We start from the raw sequence: 18,612 nt of genomic DNA on the forward strand, positions 1-18,612 counted from the left end.
TGTGTGGCGTTTTTTTATGCTGTTTATATTTTGTGCTGTGGTATGGCTTTTGCTTTAGATTTATGAGCACAATAAAAAAAGGATGTATCTGCAATGTATTCTAATAAGCACACAGTTCAACACAAACGCAGAGGGTGGTGGTTATTTGGCATGGTGATGAGTCTGGAAATGCTCTGGATTGTGGCAAATTATTTACGCCTTAATGTGTCGTAACCACATTCGCGGGATTCGGTGTACGCAGTGTCCAGAGCAGGCCCCAGATCAGAGCTGCCAAGCCCATGTAAAAGCTTTGCAGTAATGTCCCGCCATGATCAATCCAGAGTTTAGCCAGCCACGGTCCAATTAGTTGGGTGCCAGCATATAGGCTAATCAGCGCTGCGTATAGTTTAGGGCCTTGATGCGGTTGAAAGATTCGCGCAATTCGCTGAGAGCACACCACAGTCCCCATAAAACTCCCGCCCATCAAAATCGCGCAGATCACCACACCGATTGCATTATGAAAGATCAATACAGCAATCAAGCTTAAAATTTGCACAATATAAGAACAAATCAGTGCAAAGCGGTCATTGGTACTTGCGCCGAGCTTATTCCAGAAAGGTAACAAAATTAGGCAAGAAAGTGCCGTAATTAGCCAGATATTGGTCAGAATGAATGGCTGGTTACGAATTAACTCATGTGCTAGCGTAGGCAAAAACGTCATCGGTAAAATATAGCCTAAGCCAGCACCTGCATAGCCGATAAATAACGGAGTACTGTTTCGGTCTAGTAAGTGTGATGAACGAATGACGACTGTAGGGCGAGAAGATAATGCAATTTTCTTAAGTTGCCAGACACTAAATAACGCCAGCGGCAGCGCCACCAAGCCGATTGGAATCCAGCGCAATTGTCCGCTAAACCATGCCGATGACCAGTCGATTAATATACTGTCCAAAATGAGCCCAATCGACACGCCTGTAAACATCAGCCCGCTTAACTGTGTTTTATGATGCTCTGCCAACCATTCAAGAATCAGTGCAGGGACAAGCACAAACACCAGCCCGTTGGTGATACCATTGCATAAACGCAGCAGTAGAAAAAACGTATAATCTGTTGTGATAATTTGCAAAATAGTCAATCCTGCATTGACGAGTAATGCCCAGATCAGCACACTTTGCGTGCTGTTTCGTCCATGTAGAGAGACTGCCACCAGTGCACCGACCAAATAGCCAATATAATTCCAAGTTGCGAGATTAGCCCCTTGAGCAAGTGTGATCACATTATCTTGAATGAGATAAGGCAGTAAGGGGGTAAATGCAAATCGCCCTAGACCATGTGCCACAATTAAACTTGAAATGCCTGCGAACAGGATAAGTAACGTTTCGGCTGGGCGTGGCGAGGAGGCGGTGAGTATCATCTGACTATAAGCTCCATCTATAGATCTGACAGCTGTATTTGGAACAGCTAAAATACCATGCTTTGGTTCGCTTCGAATATCACTAATCTATAATCACTATTTAAAATTATTAGGAATTTTATATGCTTAAACTAATTTATTACGTACCTGAATCTCATCTGGAATCGACCAAAGCTGCAATTTTTGCCGCCGGGGCAGGCGGTGTTGGTCATTATGAGCAGTGTGCTTGGCAAGTAAAAGGTATTGGACAATTTAAAGCAGTTAAAAATGCTCAACCTTTTTTAGGGCAACTAGACGCTCTAGAGCAGCTTGAAGAATGGCGTGTGGAAACGATTGTATCTGAACAAAAGGCCAAAGCAGTTGCCTTGGCCTTAAGTGCAAGTCATCCGTATGAAGAACCCGCATTTGAATTTATTCAAATGGTAGATATTGATTCAATCAGATTTTCTGAATAAACAGCTCACGATCAAATCGGTACTGTGGATAAAACACACCATCTGTGGCACGTTCACCCGCCGCAATGACCATAATCGGAAATTGCTCGTCATTGAGTTTAAGCAGCTTATGTACCATTGGCTCGTCAAAGCCTTCCATCATGCAGCTATCAAATCCATAGGCTCGTAATGCCAAGACCAGATTTTCACAGGCCAGTGCGGTACTCTTTGCAGCCCAAAGCTTTGCGTCGGCCGGATTAAATGCCGTCACAGGCAGCTGGCGATCCAGTGTTCTGGCCACTTTAAAAGCCACTTTTTTTAAATTTCCCAGTGCGTTGAAATAGCCGGTTTTATAGTTGAACGGAATAAAACGGTAATACTGTTTAACCATTTTAGGCGGTTCATTAAACGGAAATTCAGAAATATTTTTCTTGGCCATTTCATCGACACGATCGGTACGCGCAACACAGACGATCAGTTCTGACGCTGTTTTTGCAGCCAATTGCCCTAAGCAAGCCTTAACCAGCTGTTTTTTCTTGGCTGGATTTTGCACTACATAAAATGTCCATGGCTGAAGGTTTGACGAGTTTGGTGCCAGTAGGGCCAAATCCAGACAGGCATCTAAGACCTCAGTAGGAATGGCTTTATCGGTAAATTTGCGTACCGAGCGTCTGCTTTCAAGCACTTTACGAAAGTTATCGACATCGATATCTTGAGGTGCAGGCTCAAAATAGCGTTTTTTTTCAGTTGAATCTGAGGTTGCTGAATCGTGAGAAGTCGTGGTCATGATCTTTACTTAAGCGAGACAATAAAATGAGCATATCACTGCATCAATTTTGTGATGTTAAAAAAATGTATCACAAAACTGAAGATTAAGTGATTGATTGTATTGAAGTATAATAATTAGGCAAACTGTGAGAAATCAGGTTGGCGTTTTTGCATAAAAGCTTGCACCGCTTCTTTCATTTCTGCCGATTGCACACGTTGCATAAAAATTTCGGCTTCGTTGTCAATGCAGTCGATAATCTCAGATAGGTCTTGCTTCATGAGGGCTTTAGACTGCTTGATGGAAGCCAAAGGAAGGGCAGATAACTGTTGAGCCGTTTTGTTTGCTAATGTATAGACATCTTCTGAAATCTGGTTGATCAAACTGGCTTGTAGCGCTTTTTCGGCATTAAATTTTTGTGCAGTAAACAGTAATTCTGCCGCACGATGATATCCTGCTTGTTGCACCAACAGACGGCTTGCAGCCCCTTCAGGTGACAATCCTAGGCTGACAAATGGAATCTGGAACAACGCCGTATTGTCGGCGTAAACAATATCTGCATGTAGCAAAATGGTCACTCCAATACCAATGGCGACACCGCGAACTGCAATAATAAGTGGCTTTGAAAAGCGCGCAGCCGATTTTAACAAGACAAAAGGCGGCTGATCGCCAGCTTTGCCTTCATGCGGTTTTTGAATAAATGACATAAAGTCTTTCATGTCATTGCCAGCCGAAAAATCTGCATCAACACCACGTAACACAACCACTCGAACCTCAGACGATGCATCAGCATCATCGAGCGCTTTTGCCAGCCAAAGATATAATTCGCCATAAAGTGCATTTTTTGCTTCTGCACGATTAAGCGCTAAGGTAAGCACCCCATTTTCTAAATTTGCTTGTAAATGTTGATGAGGTTGTTGAATACATTGTAGTGTCATCGTACTATCCTTGGTTATTTATAAAAGGCTATGCGGCTCATTATGTCTTAAAACTGCTTGAAAAAAGCAACTGATGAGTTCATTGAAGTTAAGTTGATATATGTATACGTTTGATTACCTTGTTTTTATTGGGCGTTTTCAGCCTTTTCATTTGGCTCATCTTGAAACGATTCAAATTGCATTACAGCAGAGTCGACAAGTGATTATTGCTTTGGGGTCGGCTCAGGTAGAGCGAAATATTAAAAATCCGTTTCTGGCGGCAGAGCGACAAGACATGATCTTGTCAAATTTTACACCCGAACAGCAAACACGTATTTTGTTTGCGCCCATTATTGATGTCTATGACGATAAAAAGTGGGTTGAGCAAGTTAAATCTGGTGTTTATGCGCTGGCTCCATCCACAAGTAAGATTGGTTTAATTGGCCATTTTAAGGATGAGTCATCCTACTACTTAAAGTTGTTTCCAGAGTGGCACATGGTTGAACTGGACAGCCTAAAGCAGTCTATGTCGGCCACGCCGCTGCGTGAAGCGTTCTATGAGGGTTGCATTGATGAGTCGGCTTTTCCACAAGGCACCATTGCATTTTTGAAGGCTTTTCAAAAAACTGATACCTATCGAGAGTTACAGCACAAATTTTCTTATCACGATAGTTCAAATCTTTAATATGTTGACAATAGACTTCGCTCTAAGCGAAGTCTATTGGACTAGATTATTTGGCTTGAAGCGCCTGAATATCCTCAAGCACCTGTTCTGCATGCCCAGCTGCTTTCACTTTACGATAGCTTTTGACTAATTTTTTATTGTGAAAAATAAAGGTTGAGCGTTCAATCCCCATCACCATTTTACCGTACATATTTTTTTCTTTGATCACGTCAAAATGCTTACACAACACTTCTTCTTTATCGCTGATCAAATCGATGGTGAGTGCTTGCTTTGCTGTAAAGTTTTGATGTGATTTCACTGAGTCGCGTGATAAACCAACAATTTTAACATTCAGAGCATCAAACTGATCTTTCAAGCAAGAAAAGCCGACTGCTTGTGTTGTACAACCCGGGGTGGAGTCTTTTGGGTAAAAATAGATCACCAACCATTCGTTATCTAAATCAGATAAATTAATTTCACCCGTTGTAGTTGGAAACACTTGATCCGGTAATTGAATTTCTACGTTACTCATTGTTCTCTCCATAAAAAACAAGCCACATAATGTGGCTTGTAATGTCATTTTAAAATGAACTTAGTTTTTCGCTGCTGGTGCGGCTTTCATAGCTTCTTCACTTAAAGTTTTAAGTTTTGAAGTCAACTGAGGGCCTAAGCAAGTTTGAAGGCTTTTGTTTTGCTGTTGTACGAAAGCCAATGTGCTTGGGCTTTTCTTAGCATTAATCGCGCTTTGAATTTCCCATTTTTGTGCATTGGTCATTCTGCCGTCTGCTTCTACTGCACATGAACAATATTTGCTTACTTCTGCGCTGTTCAGTTTATTACCTTTAGCAGTTTCTTCTTTACACAGATTGATCAAAGCACCTTTTACATTTGTGCTTTTGTAGGCTTGCTGAAGTTTGTTGTCGTCTGCATGGGTTACAGATGCAAACAAAGCTGCAGATGCCATTACAGAAGAAAGTAAAAGTTTGGTATTCAAAAATTTCATAAATAGTACCTTATTATTGCGGTATGTAGCGTGTTGGATCTGCGACGCCAGCTTCAATAAAACCTTCTTTACGTAAGCGGCAGCTATCACATTTACCACAAGCACGGCCTTGCGTATCAGCCTGATAGCAAGAAACTGTTTGACTATAGTCTACGCCATGTTCAATACCAAGACGTATAATATTCGCTTTGGATAAATGTAACAAAGGTGTTTCAAATGTAAGAGGTTTTCCTTCTACACCCGCTTTTGTTGCCAAGCGTGCCATATTTGTAAACGCTTCGATATATTCTGGGCGACAATCAGGGTATCCAGAATAATCTACTGCATTTACGCCAATAACAATAGCCTCAGCGCCAAAAACTTCTGCTGCAGCAAGCGCATACGAGAGAAAAATTGTGTTACGAGCCGGTACATACGTCACCGGAATACCATCTTGTTGTTGTTCTGGAACATCAATGCTGTGATCGGTAAGGGCAGAGCCACCCAAATTACCTAAATCGATATTGATCACGCGATGTTCAACGCCAGCGCGTTGAGTCAGTGCTTTGGCTGCATCTAGCTCTGTAGATGAACGTTGACCATACATAAAGCTTAAGGCCATGCATTCATAGCGCGCTTGTGCCCAAGCTAAACAGGTTGTTGAGTCTAAGCCGCCTGACAATAAAACAATGGCACGAGGGCGCATATATCATTCTCCAATCAAATTAAATTAACGACCCGTTTCATCGTTCCATAAAATTTTATGGAGCTGTAACTGAAACCGCACGGGGAGATGGTCGTTTAGAATCCACTCTGCTAAATCACGAGCCAGTTGAGGCAGTTTGGCTGCATTTTTCTCAACGGCAAAAGCAGGCGAGAACCATACGGTACTCACTTTTTTCTCAAGTTGAAATTGTTCGACCTGAAGTTTGGACCATTCATAATCTTCACGATTACAAATCACAAATTTGATCTGATCGTGAGGAGTCAAATGATCAAGATTGCTCATCAGGTTACGCTTCTCTTCACCAGAGGTTGGCGTCTTGAGATCAAGCACTTTTGATACCCGAGCATCGACCATTGAAACATCGAGTGCACCACTGGTTTCCAGTGAAACGTCAAAACCTAAATCACACAGACGCGTTAATAACACCTGACAATTGGGCTGAGCCAGTGGCTCGCCACCTGTCACACAAATATAAGGCGTTTTGTAGGCACGTGCAGTTTCTATGATTTCATCAATTGAAAGTCGTTGCCCACCTTCAAATGAATAAGTGGTATCACAATATGTGCAGCGTAAAGGGCAACCCGTTAAGCGGATAAAAACTGTTGGTAAACCCGCAGTATTGGCTTCCCCTTGTAAAGAGTAGAAAATTTCCGTTATGCGTAGTCCCGCAGCCGGGTCCGTCACTGGAATTGTCGTAGAACGTAAAGAAGTCATTACAGCATTACCAAGAGTTGAAAAACAAAAATCTCTACGATCAGGCTTGACCGTAGAGACGAGAAGCGAATCAGGCTCCGAAGAGCATCAATATTTCGCTAATCTGTGAGAATTACTCAGCGCGAAGCAAATCGTTCAAACTGGTTTTCGAGCGTGTTTGCGCATCTACTTTTTTCACAATAATTGCAGCATACAGACTGTACTTGCCGTCTTTAGACGGTAAGCTGCCCGGTACAACTACTGAACCCGCAGGTACACGGCCGTAATGAATTTCACCAGTTTCACGGTCGTAAATACGAGTCGACTGACCAATATATACGCCCATTGAAATTACAGAACCTTCTTCTACGATTACACCTTCAACAATTTCAGAACGCGCGCCAATAAAGCAGTTATCTTCAATAATCGTTGGATTGGCTTGAAGTGGTTCAAGTACACCACCAATGCCTACACCGCCAGACAAGTGAACATTTTTACCGATCTGAGCACAAGAACCTACAGTAGCCCAAGTATCAACCATGGTGTTTTCATCAACGTAAGCACCAATGTTGACATAAGATGGCATCAACACAACATTTTTCGCTTGGAAGCTACCACGGCGTGCAACAGCAGGAGGAACAACACGAACACCAGCTTCTTTAAACTGCGCTTCAGTCCAGCCTGCAAATTTAGTGTCTACTTTATCGTAAAACGCTAAATCGCCAGATTCAACAGGTTTGTTGTCGTTAAGTTTGAACGATAATAAAACCGCTTTTTTAACCCACTGGTGAACAATCCATTCACCATCAATTTTTTCAGCAACACGTAAAGTGCCGTTGTCTAAACCAGCAATAACGTGTTCAACTGCTTCACGAATTTCTGTAGGGCAATCAGCAGCGGTAAAGTTGGCACGATTTTCAAACGCTTGCTCAATGATCGTTGAAAGCTCAGACATGGACGTCCTTCCAAAAAAAATTTTAAAGATTCTACACGAAAACGGCCAAAGAATCTTGGGTTGAATGATTGTCGTGATTAAAAAACAATCAAAATTTAGACATTGCGTTTTTGCAGCAATAATTATATTTAAATTCAATAAAAATTGATTAAAAAACAAGCTAAAAGGCCAACTTGTATCAAAAATTAACAGAAAATAAGCAAATTTTGTATAAAAACAAATCACAATTTCATCTACTATGGGCTTACCAAAAGAAATCAGATTTATTAGAACAAACCTTTACTCTTTTTGAGGAGACGAAAATGAAAGTATTAAAAGTATTCGCATTAGCAGGTGCACTTAGCGCTGTAGCAGGCGTTGCATCAGCTGATGATGCTGTGGTACATGACCGTTATGCATTTGATGCGCAGCAGCTCATTCCTGTAGGTGTTCGTGCTGAAGTAGGCACAACGGGTTATGGTGGTGCTTTGCTTTGGCAAGCAAACCCGTATGTAGGTCTAGCACTTGGTTATAATGGTGGCGATATTTCATGGCGCGATGACGTTTCAGTCAATGGCACCAAGTATGATTTAGATATGAATAATAACAATGTCTATCTAAACGCTGAAATTCGTCCTTGGGGTGCAAGCGATAACCGTTGGGCACAAGGTTTATATGTTGCAGCGGGTGCTGCATATCTAGATAATGACTACGATCTTGCAAAACGCATTAATCCTGGTGAATCGTTATCAATAGATGGTAAAAATTACCAAGTAACTGATACAAATCAACAAGGTGGCGTTCGCGGTAAGATGAACTACAACAATGATATTGCGCCTTATTTAGGCTTTGGTTTCGCACCTAAGATTAACAAAAACTGGGGTGTATTCGCTGAAGTTGGTGCTTACTACACTGGTAATCCTCAAGTTGAACTCACCCAGTACAATCTTACACCAATTGCTGGTAACACAACATCTGCTCAAGATGCTGTCAATAATGAAGAGAACAAAATCCGTAACGATGACAAATACAAATGGTTACCTGTTGGTAAAGTGGGCGTAAGCTACTACTGGTAATTGTTTGAACATAAAAAAACGGGAGAAATCCCGTTTTTTTTGTTTTATCAATTTGATTTTACTCGTCTGGGTAAGCCACTTTTTTAAGCTGCTTAATGTCCGCTTCTGGTGAGCATAAAGAAATAAACTCGTAGCCGTAACCACGAAGTAAGTGTCCTTTACGAACCGCGATCCATGTTGTATTTAAGCCAAAAATTCCGGTTTTGAGTTGGCTCAAGCGATAATCTCGTTCTTTATCGTAGGCCACGTCATTCACAATTCCCACACCCATTCCAAGTTCTACATAGGTTTTAATGACATCGGCGTCGAGTGCAGACATGACGATATCGACATCAATGCCGGCATCTTCAAAGGCTTTATCGATTTTTGAACGCCCAGTAAAGCCGCCGTGATAGGTGATGATTGGAAAATTTGCGAGCTTCTCAAGTGTAATGTCGGTTTCTTTGGCAAGCGGATGATTTTGCGGCGTGATAATGCTGTGTTCCCATTGATAGTAAGGGACGCTGGCCAAATTATCTTCGGTGGTCAAAGACTCGGTGGCAATACCGATGTCCGCTTCACCAAGCAACAACATTTCTGAGATTTCGGTTGGGCTGGCCTGTTGCAAGATTAAATGTACCTTTGGAAACAGTTTCTTAAATTGATTGACAATCGGAGGCAGCACATAACGAGCTTGTGTGTGCGTGGTGGCAATAGTCAAGGTGCCTTCATCAACTTTGTTAAAGTCATCGGCCAGACGTTTAATATTTTCTGCATCGACCAACATACGTTCAACAATGCCAAGCAAGGATTGGCCGGGTTCTGTCAAACCTAACAATCGTTTTCCTTTGCGAACAAAAAGTTGTACACCCAACTCATCTTCTAAATCTTTAATATGCTTACTGACACCTGATTGTGAAGTGTAAAGTGCAGCAGAAGCTTCGGTCAGATTAAAATTCTGACGCACGGTTTCCCGAATAATGCGTAATTGTTGAAAATTCATGTTCTCTTGATCCTCTCAACGAGAATGGGGGACTTGCCCCCATTTTTTAATTCTAAGCAACCCGTTCTTCAAAAAGATGAAGCTGAGACACACTGATCCAAACCGTTTGGTTCGGTCTAAATTGATGAAGGCGTGCTTCATCGGGTGTCAGGGCAATTTCGATCAGTCTGCCATTACGATCTTGTAATTCAGCAACGACTTTTCCAGCAATCCAGACTTCTCTTAAAAAGGTAGCTTGAATGGTGTTATCTGTTGGTTGTGCATGAATATGTAGTTCATTTGGTCGAGCAAATGCTATCACTTTACCATGAGGTGTTTGCGAGGCATTCGGTAAAATAATTTTGTCATCGCCCAATTGAATGATGTTTTCATAATAATGTCCATCAAAGCGATTGGCTTGTCCTAAAAAGTCGAAAACAAACGGAGTAGCTGGCTTTTCGTATACTTCACGTGGTGAACCAATTTGCTCGACATTCCCTTTATTCATCACAATAATCTGATCGGCAACTTCAAGCGCCTCTTCTTGATCGTGTGTCACAAAAATCGAGGTAATATGTAGCTCGTCATGCAGTGTCCGTAACCAGCGTCGCAATTCCTTACGCACTTTGGCATCCAGCGCACCAAATGGTTCGTCAAGCAGTAGCACGCGCGGTTCAACTGCCAGTGCACGGGCCAATGCAATACGCTGGCGCTGACCACCCGAAAGTTGAGAAGGGTAGCGATCGGCTAAAAAACCGAGTTGAACCAGATCCAGCAAACGTGTTACGCGCTTTTTAATCTCTGCTTCCGATGGGCGCGTCCGCCGTGAGCGTACACGTAAACCGAAGGCAATATTGTCAAATACGGACATGTGGCGAAACAGCGCATAATGTTGAAATACGAATCCCACTTGACGCTCACGCACATGAATATCGGTGGCATCGGTGCCTTCAAGCAACACTTGCCCGCCATCTGCCGATTCTAGTCCTGCAATGATACGTAAAAGTGTTGTTTTTCCGCAGCCTGATGGTCCTAACAATGCCACCAGTTCACCTTCTGGAAAGTCTAATGAAATATTTTTTAATGCATGGAATGCACCAAAATGTTTTTCAATATTTTTAACTTGAATACTCATTTGTCATTCCTCAAGATGAAGTTGAATCATGTTGTTTGTTTTGTTTTTCCTGACGCACTTCCACCCATGTTTTTAAAATCAGGGTCACAATCGCCAGCAGCGCCAACAGTGAAGACACGGCAAAAGCGGCACTAAAGGTGTATTCGTTGTATAAAATCTCGACATGCAGTGGCAAAGTATTGGTTTCACCGCGGATATGTCCTGAAACCACAGAAACTGCACCAAACTCACCCATCGCGCGTGCATTACACAAGATCACACCGTAAATTAAGCCCCATTTGATGTTGGGTAAGGTCACTTTCCAAAAGGTCTGCCAGCCCGATGCACCCAAAACCATCGCCGCTTCTTCTTCTTCAGTGCCTTGCGCTTCCATTAAAGGAATCAGCTCACGTGCCACAAAAGGTACGATAATAAAAACAGTAGCCAATACAATCGCAGGTACGGCATACAACACCTTGATGTCATGATCCATAAACCATGGCCCGAACCAGCCTTGCATACCAAAGATCAGGACCAGCATCAAACCTGCAATTACAGGTGAAACTGAAAACGGTAAATCGATTAAGGTCGTGAGTATCGATTTTCCGGCAAATTGAAATTTTGCCACGGCCCATGCTGCTGCCACACCAAAGATGACATTGAGTGGTACCGCAATTGCTGCCGTAAGCAAGGTTAGCTTGACTGCCGATAAAGTGTCTGGATTAATCAGTGCATTGATATATACCTCGACACCTTGTCGAAATGCTTCTACAAAGACCAAAATAAGGGGCAGAATCAGGCAGCTTAAAAAGAACAGTAACGCAATACTCAGCAGCGTATAACGAACCCACTTAGGCTCGCGTGTGGCATCACGGCTTTGAAGCTTTTCTGCCAGTAAATGGCTATCGGTGACTAAGCTCATTTCACTGTTCTCCCGGTACGGCGGCTCGCCCATGCTTGTAAAAGATTGATCGCAAACAAGATTACAAAAGAAATCACCAGCATCACGACAGCAATTGTGGTTGCAGCCTCATAGTCATATTCTTCGAGTCTGGAGATAATCATTAGCGGTGCGATTTCTGTTTTAAAAGGTTGATTGCCGGCAATAAAAATCACTGAACCATATTCACCCACGCCACGTGCAAACGCTAAGGCAAAACCGGTGAGCAAGGCTGGAAATAAAATGGGCAAAATAATTTTGGTGATAATTTGAAAACGGTTGGCACCCAGAGCCGATGCAGCTTCCTCAAGTTCGGTTTCGATATCGCTTAAAACCGGCTGCACAGTACGTACTACAAAAGGTAATCCAATGAACACCAAAGCGAGGGTAATGCCAATCGGTGTATATGCAACCTTAATACCAAGTGGCTCAAGATACTGACCCACCCAGCCAGTCGAAGCGTATAGCGAGGTGAGGGCAATACCTGCAACCGCAGTAGGTAAGGCAAATGGTAAATCCACCAACGCATCGACAATACGTTTACCTGGAAAGCTATAGCGCACCAAGCACCATGCCAGAAGCAAGCCAAACACTACATTAATGAGCGCGGCAATCATGGCAGTCGTAAAACTGAGTTGCAAAGATTTAAGAATGCGCTCTGAACTCAGGATCTCCCAGAGTCCATCCCATCCCACACCCAGAGATTTGATAAAAACGGCAGATAATGGAATAAGCACGATTAAAGATAAATATGCAAGGGTAAAGCCCAGTGAAAGACCAAACCCTGGCAGCACTCGGGATCGCTGCGACATGGTAACTCCTGAAAAAGAGCAGGTTTGCTCAATCAAGCAAACGAAAAATAAAAAATCTTAATCCCAACATTGATTTACAGTGCAAAGTCAAAAAATCGATTGCTGTAACGCGCACGTACAGATCCAGTACGCTGTTTTTCTGGGAGAACGTAGTCAAATATTTCTGGAAAAGGACCGAAACCCGAAGCCACATTGATATGACCAACGTGGCCTAGGCTGACGGCCTTTAACTTCCAGCAGTGTGCAAGATGCTGTGCATCTTGCACATGTAGCCACGGATCATTTTCACTCATCAGCAACTGTGTTCTAACGATTGGTCTAAGTGATTCAAAATAGGCTAAATAGTTGTTGGTGCTGTCTCTGGCGAATCCTGCATCTCCAAAACGCGCTGGATTCGCGGGTGCAACTAAGGTCAGATGCTTGATCTTGTGCGTCAGATCTGGATGCTCTTTCAAAGCCGCCAAACTGGTTAAACAGCCAAAACTATGCGCCACCAGTTGTACTGGTCCATGAATTGAGCGTACATGCTTTGCCAGTTGTTCTACCCATTCAGAAAGTACAGGTCGATGCCAATCGGCTTGTTCGACACGTGAGCATGACTGCAGTTGACGTTGTAACCATGACTGCCAATGATGTTGTTCACTACCACCAACACCCGGAACAATTACTGTATGAACCATTGTCATGCTCCTAAACGCTCAATTATTTTGCGCTATTTTCTTTAACAATTTGGTCAAAGACGCCGCCATTACTAAAGTGTGCCTTTTGTACTTTTTTCCAGCCGCCAAACTCTTGATCAATCGTGACCAGTTTGAGTGGCTTAAAAGTGCCGCTATAGCGTTTCAAAATATTTTGATCACGTGGGCGATAAAAGTTTTTCGCCGCAATATCTTGGCCTTTTGGTGAATACAAGAAGTTTAGATAAGCTTTTGCTAGGTTTTCGTTGCCATCTTTTTGAACATTCTTTTCTACAATTGCCACAGGTGGTTCAGCTAAAATTGAAAGCGAAGGCGTAATAATTTCAAACTTGCCGGGTTGTTCACGTACCGCCAGATAAGCTTCGTTTTCCCATGCCAATAACACATCGCCAATACCGCGCTCAGCAAAGGTTGTGGTCGCACCACGAGCACCTGAATCAAGCACTTTGGTCTGTTTGTAAATTTGGCGCACAAAATCGCGTGCTTTGGCATCTGAGCCATATTTATGTTTTGCCCATGCCCATGCCGCTAGGTAGTTCCAGCGTGCACCACCTGAGGTTTTTGGATTTGGCGTAATAATTTCGACACCGGGCTTGGTAATGTCGCTCCAGTCTTTAATACCTTTTGGGTTACCTTTACGGACTAGAAATACAATCGTTGAGGTATATGGTGTTGAGTTATTTGGAAATTTCTTTTGCCAGTCGGGTAATAGTAGTTTTGCTTTATCGGCAATTTCATCGATATCAGCAGCCAAAGCAAGGGTAACCACATCGGCTTGCAAACCATCAATCACTGCACGTGCTTGTTTGCCAGAACCTCCGTGTGATTGTTTAAAGTTAATCTCTTGACCAGTACGTTGTTTCCAGTACGCACCGAACTCTTTATTGAAGTTTTCGTAGAGTTCACGTGTTGGGTCATAAGACACATTTAAAAAGTCTTTTGCTGCAAATGAAGAAACGGAGATTAATGCAGCCAGTACCCCAATTTTTAACTGTGCAAATCGCATATTCGTATCCTTAAATAGGTTAGTTCTAAATCTAAAAAGGAGAATACAATGAGTTACTATCCATAAAAAATAATAAAAAATGAATTTTATATGAATAAAAAAGAAATAAGAAAATGCATCATTTTTATGGTTCGGTTTTACACTAAGCTGCCAAAAAATAGAGAAATTGCCTATGTGGTGCTTTAAAAATGCTCAACCCGTTGCGTCTGTTGCTTTACAGGATCGCGCATTTCAATATGGGGATGGGTGTTTTTCGACAGCACGCATTGTGAAAGGGCAGATTCAACTGGCCAATCGACATTATGAGCGCTTGAACTACGCCTGCCAGCAATTGGGATTAAATGTTGATTTAAAGCTGATTGAGCAAAGCCTACAGCAACTGACTCATCAGGAGATAGTGCTCACCGGAACGCTGAAACTTTTGATCAGTCGGGGTGAAGGCCCACGAGGCTATAGCGTTCCAGATCATAATGCGGATCTGTATGTATTTTTCTATCCGCAAGCCTATAGTGACACCGCACCGCAGTATGTAGAGGTTGGTCTGTTACCACGCCGTATCGGATTGACCATGCCAGATATGGTCGGTATCAAGACGCTCAATCGACTCGAACAAGTCTTGCTCAAGCAGCAGGCAGATCAATACGGCTGGGCAGAAGCATTGGTGGCAGATTTAAACGGGAATATTGTTGAAGGCGTAAGCAGTAACTGCTTTATTTACTTAAATAACGCATGGATTACGCCCGAACTTCGCTATAATGGCGTTCGCGGTTTAATGCGAACTGAAATTTTGGATCGGGCCCAACAGGCCGGTATCGATATTCTTGAACGTCAGATTCATCTCGATGAACTCGATCAGGTTCAGGCGCTGTTTTTTTGTAATACGCTTCATCCGATGACCATTGCCTCGCGGATGCATTCGCGATCTTTAAGTACCGAGGCATGTTTGACACTTTTCCACACTCTTAAACTGAATCAGATTGATTGATATGTCGAAGCAGCCCACAAAGCCGAAATCTAAAAACACATCGCAAAAACTGCCTTCTTCGGGGTGGAAAAAACATCGTTTCACTTGGGTACTATTGATCATCTTAGTGGCCATGTTTTGGGTGCTATGGAGTAATTTGTTTCGTGCCTACCCAATCGAAGGTAAAAAACAAATGCTGTCGATTGCTCCCGGTGATACCTACACGCGATTTATCGACCGTCTGGGTCGTGATGAAAAAGTCAGCTTGCCAATCGTTTTGAAAATTTATCAAAAGTTTTTTATTCATGACAGTTTAAAAGCAGGCGTGTATGAAATTCAGCAGGGCATGAGTATTCGACAAGTTCTGGCAATGCTCTCAAATGCCGATAATGCGCAAATGAACCGTATTTTGGTGATTGAAGGTACCACTTTTAAACAGTTGGTCGAGATTCTTAAAAAAGATCCTTTGGTTGAAAAAAGCGTGGTCAATTTACCGCAACAAGAAATGTTGAAGGCTCTGGATATTCCGTATGATCATCCTGAAGGACTATTTGCACCAAACACCTATTTTTTTGCCAAAGGTGAGTCGGATAAAAAAATCCTGACCGATTTGTATCGCTATCAAATGAAAACCTTAGATGAGGCGTGGCAAAAGCGAGCACCGGGTCTGCCGTATAAAAATAAATATGAGGCGTTGATTATGGCCTCGATTATTGAAAAAGAAACCAGTTTGGATTCAGAGCTACGTCAAGTTTCGGGCGTGTTTGTACGTCGTCAAAAATTGGGTATGCGATTGCAAACAGATCCGACTGTTATTTACGGTATGGGTGAGCGCTATACCGGCAATATTACCCGTCAGGATTTGCGAACACCTACTGCCTATAACACATACACCATGGCCGGATTACCCCCAACCCCAATTGCATTGCCGGGTAAAAAAGCCATTGAGGCTGCCATGCATCCAGACAATTCTGACAATATTTATTTTGTTGCTACTGGCAACGGCGGGCATAAATTTAGTGCGACTTTGCAGGAGCACAATCAAGCGGTTCAACAGTATTTGTCCGTGTTAAGATCGAAAAATTAAGGTATTTGAATGTTTATTAGTTTTGAAGGCACGGAAGGTGTAGGAAAAACCACGCTCATTCGTAAACTGTACGAATATTTTGAGGCAGCCGGTCAGCAGGTGATACTTACCCGTGAACCAGGAGGGACACCGCTTGCAGAACAGATTCGCAGTTTACTGCTTGCTGTTAATCATAGCGAAAGTATGAGTTCAGACACTGAACTATTGCTAATGTACGCGGCGCGTGCGCAGCATATTCAAGAAGTCATTCAGCCTGCATTGAAACAGGGGAAACTGGTTCTGAGCGATCGTTTTACCGATGCCAGCTATGCTTATCAATGTGCTGGCCGTGGTTTAAGTAAAGACAAACTCTCGATTTTGAATCAAACCTTTGTCAATTGTATGCCTGAGCTGACCTTCTGGTTAGATGCACCGATTGAGCTGGGGATGTCGCGTGCGCGCGAGCGTGGAGAGCTGGATCGTTTTGAACAAGAAAAAATGACTTTTTTTAGTCGTGTTCGTGCAGGCTATGAAGAGTTGAGCCTGCAATATCCAGAACGCGTCAAGCGTCTGGATGCGACACAAGCGCCAGATCGAGTATTTGAAGCTGCGCTCAAGCATTTAGAAGCACGAATCTGACTTTAGATTCGTGCTAGGCCTTTATGCCAGATTGACGAGCGGTTGCTCCACTTCAAAATGAGGTGGAGTGAGCACCGTTTTTCGAAGTTCTGAGCCAAGCTCTGGATAGTCTAGTGTGTAATGTAAGCCGCGTGATTCTTTGCGCTGCATGGCACAGCGTACAATCATCTCGGACACCAATACCAAATTCCGTAGTTCAATCAAATTCTTGCTGACGCGGTAATCTTGATAATATTCGGTAATTTCACTTTTAAGCATTTCGATGCGATGCAGTGCACGCTGTAGACGCTTGGTTGTTCTGACAATCCCCACATAATTCCACATGGTTGAACGTAGCTCATCCCAGTTTTGTAAAATCACCACATCTTCATCGGCATTGGTCACTTGTGAGTCGTCCCATGCAGGCACATCTGGAAAATCAAACGGTTGAGTAAATTTTCGCTCAATATCAGATGCTGCGCCCATCCCATAAACAAAGCATTCAAGCAGTGAATTACTGGCCATACGGTTTGCACCATGCAACCCGGTGTACGATGTTTCACCAATCGCATATAGCCCTTCAAGATCGGTCTGACTGTTTTCGTCGACCACCACACCCCCACAGGTATAATGTGCAGCCGGTACGACTGGAATCATGTCCGTGGTAATATCGATGCCCAGTTCCAGTAAGCGCGCATACAGGGTGGGAAAATGCTCCTGAATAAATGCTGCCGGCTTATGGGTAATGTCGAGCCAGACGTGACGAATACCGAGTCGTTTAATCTCAAAATCGATCGCACGCGCCACAACGTCGCGTGGCGCCAATTCTGCACGTGAATCAAACCGAAGCATAAAACGTTCACCATCGGGTAAACGTAAGTAGGCACCTTCGCCGCGCATGGCTTCAGTAATCAGAAATGAGCGTGCTTGTGGATGATACAAACAGGTGGGATGAAACTGGTTGAATTCCATATTGGCAACCCTGCAACCTGCACGATAGGCCATCGCAATCCCGTCACCCGTTGCAATATCCGGGTTAGACGTATACAGATAAGCCTTCATGGCACCACCGCAAGCCAATGCGGTAAAAGGCGCCAAAAATGTATGGATTTGATCTGTTGCTTCTTCAAGTGCGTATAAACCTACTGCACGATTGGGTTGATCTGTGTGTCCAAGCTTATGCAGACTAATCACATCAATGGCGACGAAATTTTCAAAAATTGTGAGATTGGGTGCCTCTTGTGCCCGCTGCACCAATGTGGTCGAAATGGCCTTTCCGGTTGCATCGGCTGCATGAATAATACGACGCTGCGAGTGTCCACCTTCACGGGTCAGGTGAAGCTGTGCATCTTCATCGAGAGTAAACTCAACCCCTTGTTTTAATAAGAAATCAACGGATGGACGTCCGCCTTCCACGGTTTGCTTGACCGCATCTAATTCACACAGGTGCGCACCAGCAACCATAGTGTCATCGATGTGTTGTTGAATAGAGTCGGTTTTATCGAGTACAGCAGCTACGCCGCCTTGCGCATAAAATGTGCTGGCTTCAGTGAGAGAAGATTTGGCCAAAATCGCAATATTGAAATGGCTCGGAAGTGAAAGTGCGAGACTTAAGCCGGCTCCGCCACTGCCCACAATAATCACATCAAACTGATGCGTAGAATTTAAATTAGACATGTCCATCAGCTAATTTTAAAAAAGTCTGATAATAACAACGCTTTTTTGCAAAAAAGGCAAGACTTCGACCAGTTTGTGATGAATAAAAATTTCAATCATATTTCAATTTTGTAACGGAAAACTAAGGTCTTGTTTTGCCACCACTAATTAAACATATTATTACGAAATGT

At 43.1% G+C, this 18,612-nt stretch carries 22 protein-coding genes; 7 read left to right on the plus strand and 15 right to left on the minus strand.

The features are described 5' to 3' along the window. Nucleotides 1-93: 93 nt before the first annotated feature. Nucleotides 94-213 carry a KGW motif small protein gene (locus QLG00_RS02220; RefSeq protein WP_004939335.1) on the plus strand — a complete coding sequence of 40 codons (120 nt, stop codon included), beginning with the start codon at nt 94-96 and terminating at the stop codon, nt 211-213. Here QLG00_RS02220 and QLG00_RS02225 read toward each other — a convergent pair. Further along, nucleotides 200-1,393 (minus strand): YbfB/YjiJ family MFS transporter, encoded by a 1,194-nt coding sequence (locus QLG00_RS02225; RefSeq protein WP_151764060.1) that lies wholly within the window; start codon nt 1,391-1,393, stop codon nt 200-202. The two genes, QLG00_RS02220 and QLG00_RS02225, sit on opposite strands and share 14 nt — an antisense overlap. A 122-nt stretch (nt 1,394-1,515) precedes the next feature. Here QLG00_RS02225 and QLG00_RS02230 point away from each other — a divergent pair, with 122 nt between their 5' ends. Then, complete coding sequence (locus QLG00_RS02230; RefSeq protein ID WP_004939320.1) at nt 1,516-1,848, plus strand: hypothetical protein; 333 nt, start codon at nt 1,516-1,518, stop codon at nt 1,846-1,848. Here QLG00_RS02230 and QLG00_RS02235 read toward each other — a convergent pair. Together QLG00_RS02235 and QLG00_RS02240 are read right to left on the minus strand one after the other, a co-directional pair. Next, the gene (locus tag QLG00_RS02235) at nt 1,832-2,614 is read right to left on the minus strand and encodes a nitroreductase family protein (RefSeq protein WP_119689923.1); all 783 of its coding nucleotides are present in this window, start codon (nt 2,612-2,614) and stop codon (nt 1,832-1,834) included. The genes QLG00_RS02230 and QLG00_RS02235 overlap by 17 nt on opposite strands. Before the next feature lie 116 nt (nt 2,615-2,730). Beyond that, the gene (locus QLG00_RS02240; RefSeq protein ID WP_282470434.1) at nt 2,731-3,531 is read right to left on the minus strand and encodes an enoyl-CoA hydratase-related protein; all 801 of its coding nucleotides are present in this window, start codon (nt 3,529-3,531) and stop codon (nt 2,731-2,733) included. A gap of 100 nt (nt 3,532-3,631) precedes the next feature. On the opposite strand from QLG00_RS02240, the gene QLG00_RS02245 reads away from it, so the two are divergent. Further along, nucleotides 3,632-4,195 (plus strand): nicotinate-nicotinamide nucleotide adenylyltransferase, encoded by a 564-nt coding sequence (locus tag QLG00_RS02245; protein ID WP_151815470.1) that lies wholly within the window; start codon nt 3,632-3,634, stop codon nt 4,193-4,195. A gap of 46 nt (nt 4,196-4,241) precedes the next feature. Here the strand turns inward: QLG00_RS02245 and QLG00_RS02250 are convergent, their stop codons facing one another. From QLG00_RS02250 to dapD, 5 genes are all read right to left on the minus strand, one after another. Then, nucleotides 4,242-4,706 (minus strand): peroxiredoxin, encoded by a 465-nt coding sequence (locus QLG00_RS02250; protein ID WP_282470435.1) that lies wholly within the window; start codon nt 4,704-4,706, stop codon nt 4,242-4,244. A gap of 60 nt (nt 4,707-4,766) precedes the next feature. Continuing rightward, nucleotides 4,767-5,177, minus strand: coding sequence for a hypothetical protein (locus QLG00_RS02255; RefSeq protein WP_004939305.1), 411 nt, complete (start codon nt 5,175-5,177; stop codon nt 4,767-4,769). Between the two features lie 13 nt (nt 5,178-5,190). After that, nucleotides 5,191-5,862, minus strand: a complete 672-nt coding sequence (gene queC, locus QLG00_RS02260; protein ID WP_025094974.1) for a 7-cyano-7-deazaguanine synthase QueC — start codon at nt 5,860-5,862, stop codon at nt 5,191-5,193. 24 nt (nt 5,863-5,886) lie between these two features. Beyond that, nucleotides 5,887-6,597 carry a 7-carboxy-7-deazaguanine synthase QueE gene (gene queE, locus QLG00_RS02265; RefSeq protein WP_004948660.1) on the minus strand — a complete coding sequence of 237 codons (711 nt, stop codon included), beginning with the start codon at nt 6,595-6,597 and terminating at the stop codon, nt 5,887-5,889. Between the two features lie 112 nt (nt 6,598-6,709). Next, entirely contained in the window at nt 6,710-7,531 is an 822-nt protein-coding gene (gene dapD, locus QLG00_RS02270; protein ID WP_004939296.1) for a 2,3,4,5-tetrahydropyridine-2,6-dicarboxylate N-succinyltransferase, read from the minus strand. Between the two features lie 302 nt (nt 7,532-7,833). Between dapD and carO the strand changes: the two genes are divergently transcribed. Beyond that, nucleotides 7,834-8,586: an ornithine uptake porin CarO gene (carO, locus tag QLG00_RS02275; protein ID WP_119025930.1), complete on the plus strand. Its 753-nt coding sequence runs from the start codon at nt 7,834-7,836 to the stop codon at nt 8,584-8,586. 58 nt (nt 8,587-8,644) lie between these two features. On the opposite strand, the gene QLG00_RS02280 is transcribed toward carO, so the two are convergent. The 6 genes from QLG00_RS02280 to QLG00_RS02305 form a co-directional block, all read right to left on the minus strand. After that, nucleotides 8,645-9,568 (minus strand): CysB family HTH-type transcriptional regulator, encoded by a 924-nt coding sequence (locus QLG00_RS02280; RefSeq protein ID WP_004948656.1) that lies wholly within the window; start codon nt 9,566-9,568, stop codon nt 8,645-8,647. Nucleotides 9,569-9,620: 52 nt separating this feature from the next. Continuing rightward, the gene (locus QLG00_RS02285) at nt 9,621-10,682 is read right to left on the minus strand and encodes a sulfate ABC transporter ATP-binding protein (RefSeq protein WP_004939291.1); all 1,062 of its coding nucleotides are present in this window, start codon (nt 10,680-10,682) and stop codon (nt 9,621-9,623) included. Nucleotides 10,683-10,692: 10 nt separating this feature from the next. Further along, complete coding sequence (gene cysW / locus QLG00_RS02290) at nt 10,693-11,583, minus strand: sulfate ABC transporter permease subunit CysW (RefSeq protein WP_282470436.1); 891 nt, start codon at nt 11,581-11,583, stop codon at nt 10,693-10,695. Next, a complete protein-coding gene (gene cysT, locus QLG00_RS02295; RefSeq protein WP_004939286.1) occupies nt 11,580-12,413 on the minus strand; it encodes a sulfate ABC transporter permease subunit CysT in 834 nt (277 codons plus the stop codon). The genes cysW and cysT overlap by 4 nt, the downstream gene beginning before the upstream one ends. A gap of 74 nt (nt 12,414-12,487) precedes the next feature. Further along, nucleotides 12,488-13,093 carry an alpha/beta hydrolase gene (locus QLG00_RS02300; RefSeq protein WP_282470437.1) on the minus strand — a complete coding sequence of 202 codons (606 nt, stop codon included), beginning with the start codon at nt 13,091-13,093 and terminating at the stop codon, nt 12,488-12,490. Nucleotides 13,094-13,115: 22 nt separating this feature from the next. Beyond that, nucleotides 13,116-14,117: a sulfate ABC transporter substrate-binding protein gene (locus QLG00_RS02305; protein ID WP_282470438.1), complete on the minus strand. Its 1,002-nt coding sequence runs from the start codon at nt 14,115-14,117 to the stop codon at nt 13,116-13,118. 172 nt (nt 14,118-14,289) lie between these two features. Here QLG00_RS02305 and pabC point away from each other — a divergent pair, with 172 nt between their 5' ends. The 3 genes from pabC to tmk are packed head-to-tail and all read left to right on the plus strand — an operon-like array spanning nt 14,290 to nt 16,786. Continuing rightward, on the plus strand, nt 14,290-15,102 hold the full coding sequence (pabC, locus tag QLG00_RS02310; RefSeq protein WP_151868132.1) for an aminodeoxychorismate lyase: 813 nt from the start codon (nt 14,290-14,292) through the stop codon (nt 15,100-15,102). Nucleotide 15,103: 1 nt separating this feature from the next. After that, nucleotides 15,104-16,168, plus strand: a complete 1,065-nt coding sequence (mltG, locus tag QLG00_RS02315) for an endolytic transglycosylase MltG (protein ID WP_004948639.1) — start codon at nt 15,104-15,106, stop codon at nt 16,166-16,168. A gap of 9 nt (nt 16,169-16,177) precedes the next feature. Beyond that, nucleotides 16,178-16,786 (plus strand): dTMP kinase, encoded by a 609-nt coding sequence (gene tmk / locus QLG00_RS02320; protein WP_282470439.1) that lies wholly within the window; start codon nt 16,178-16,180, stop codon nt 16,784-16,786. A gap of 21 nt (nt 16,787-16,807) precedes the next feature. Here tmk and nadB read toward each other — a convergent pair whose 3' ends face one another. Beyond that, nucleotides 16,808-18,448, minus strand: a complete 1,641-nt coding sequence (gene nadB, locus QLG00_RS02325; protein ID WP_104124117.1) for an L-aspartate oxidase — start codon at nt 18,446-18,448, stop codon at nt 16,808-16,810. Nucleotides 18,449-18,612: the final 164 nt, after the last annotated feature.

This window comes from Acinetobacter sp. V89_7 (assembly GCF_029967895.1).
GTDB classification, from domain to species: domain Bacteria; phylum Pseudomonadota; class Gammaproteobacteria; order Pseudomonadales; family Moraxellaceae; genus Acinetobacter; species Acinetobacter soli.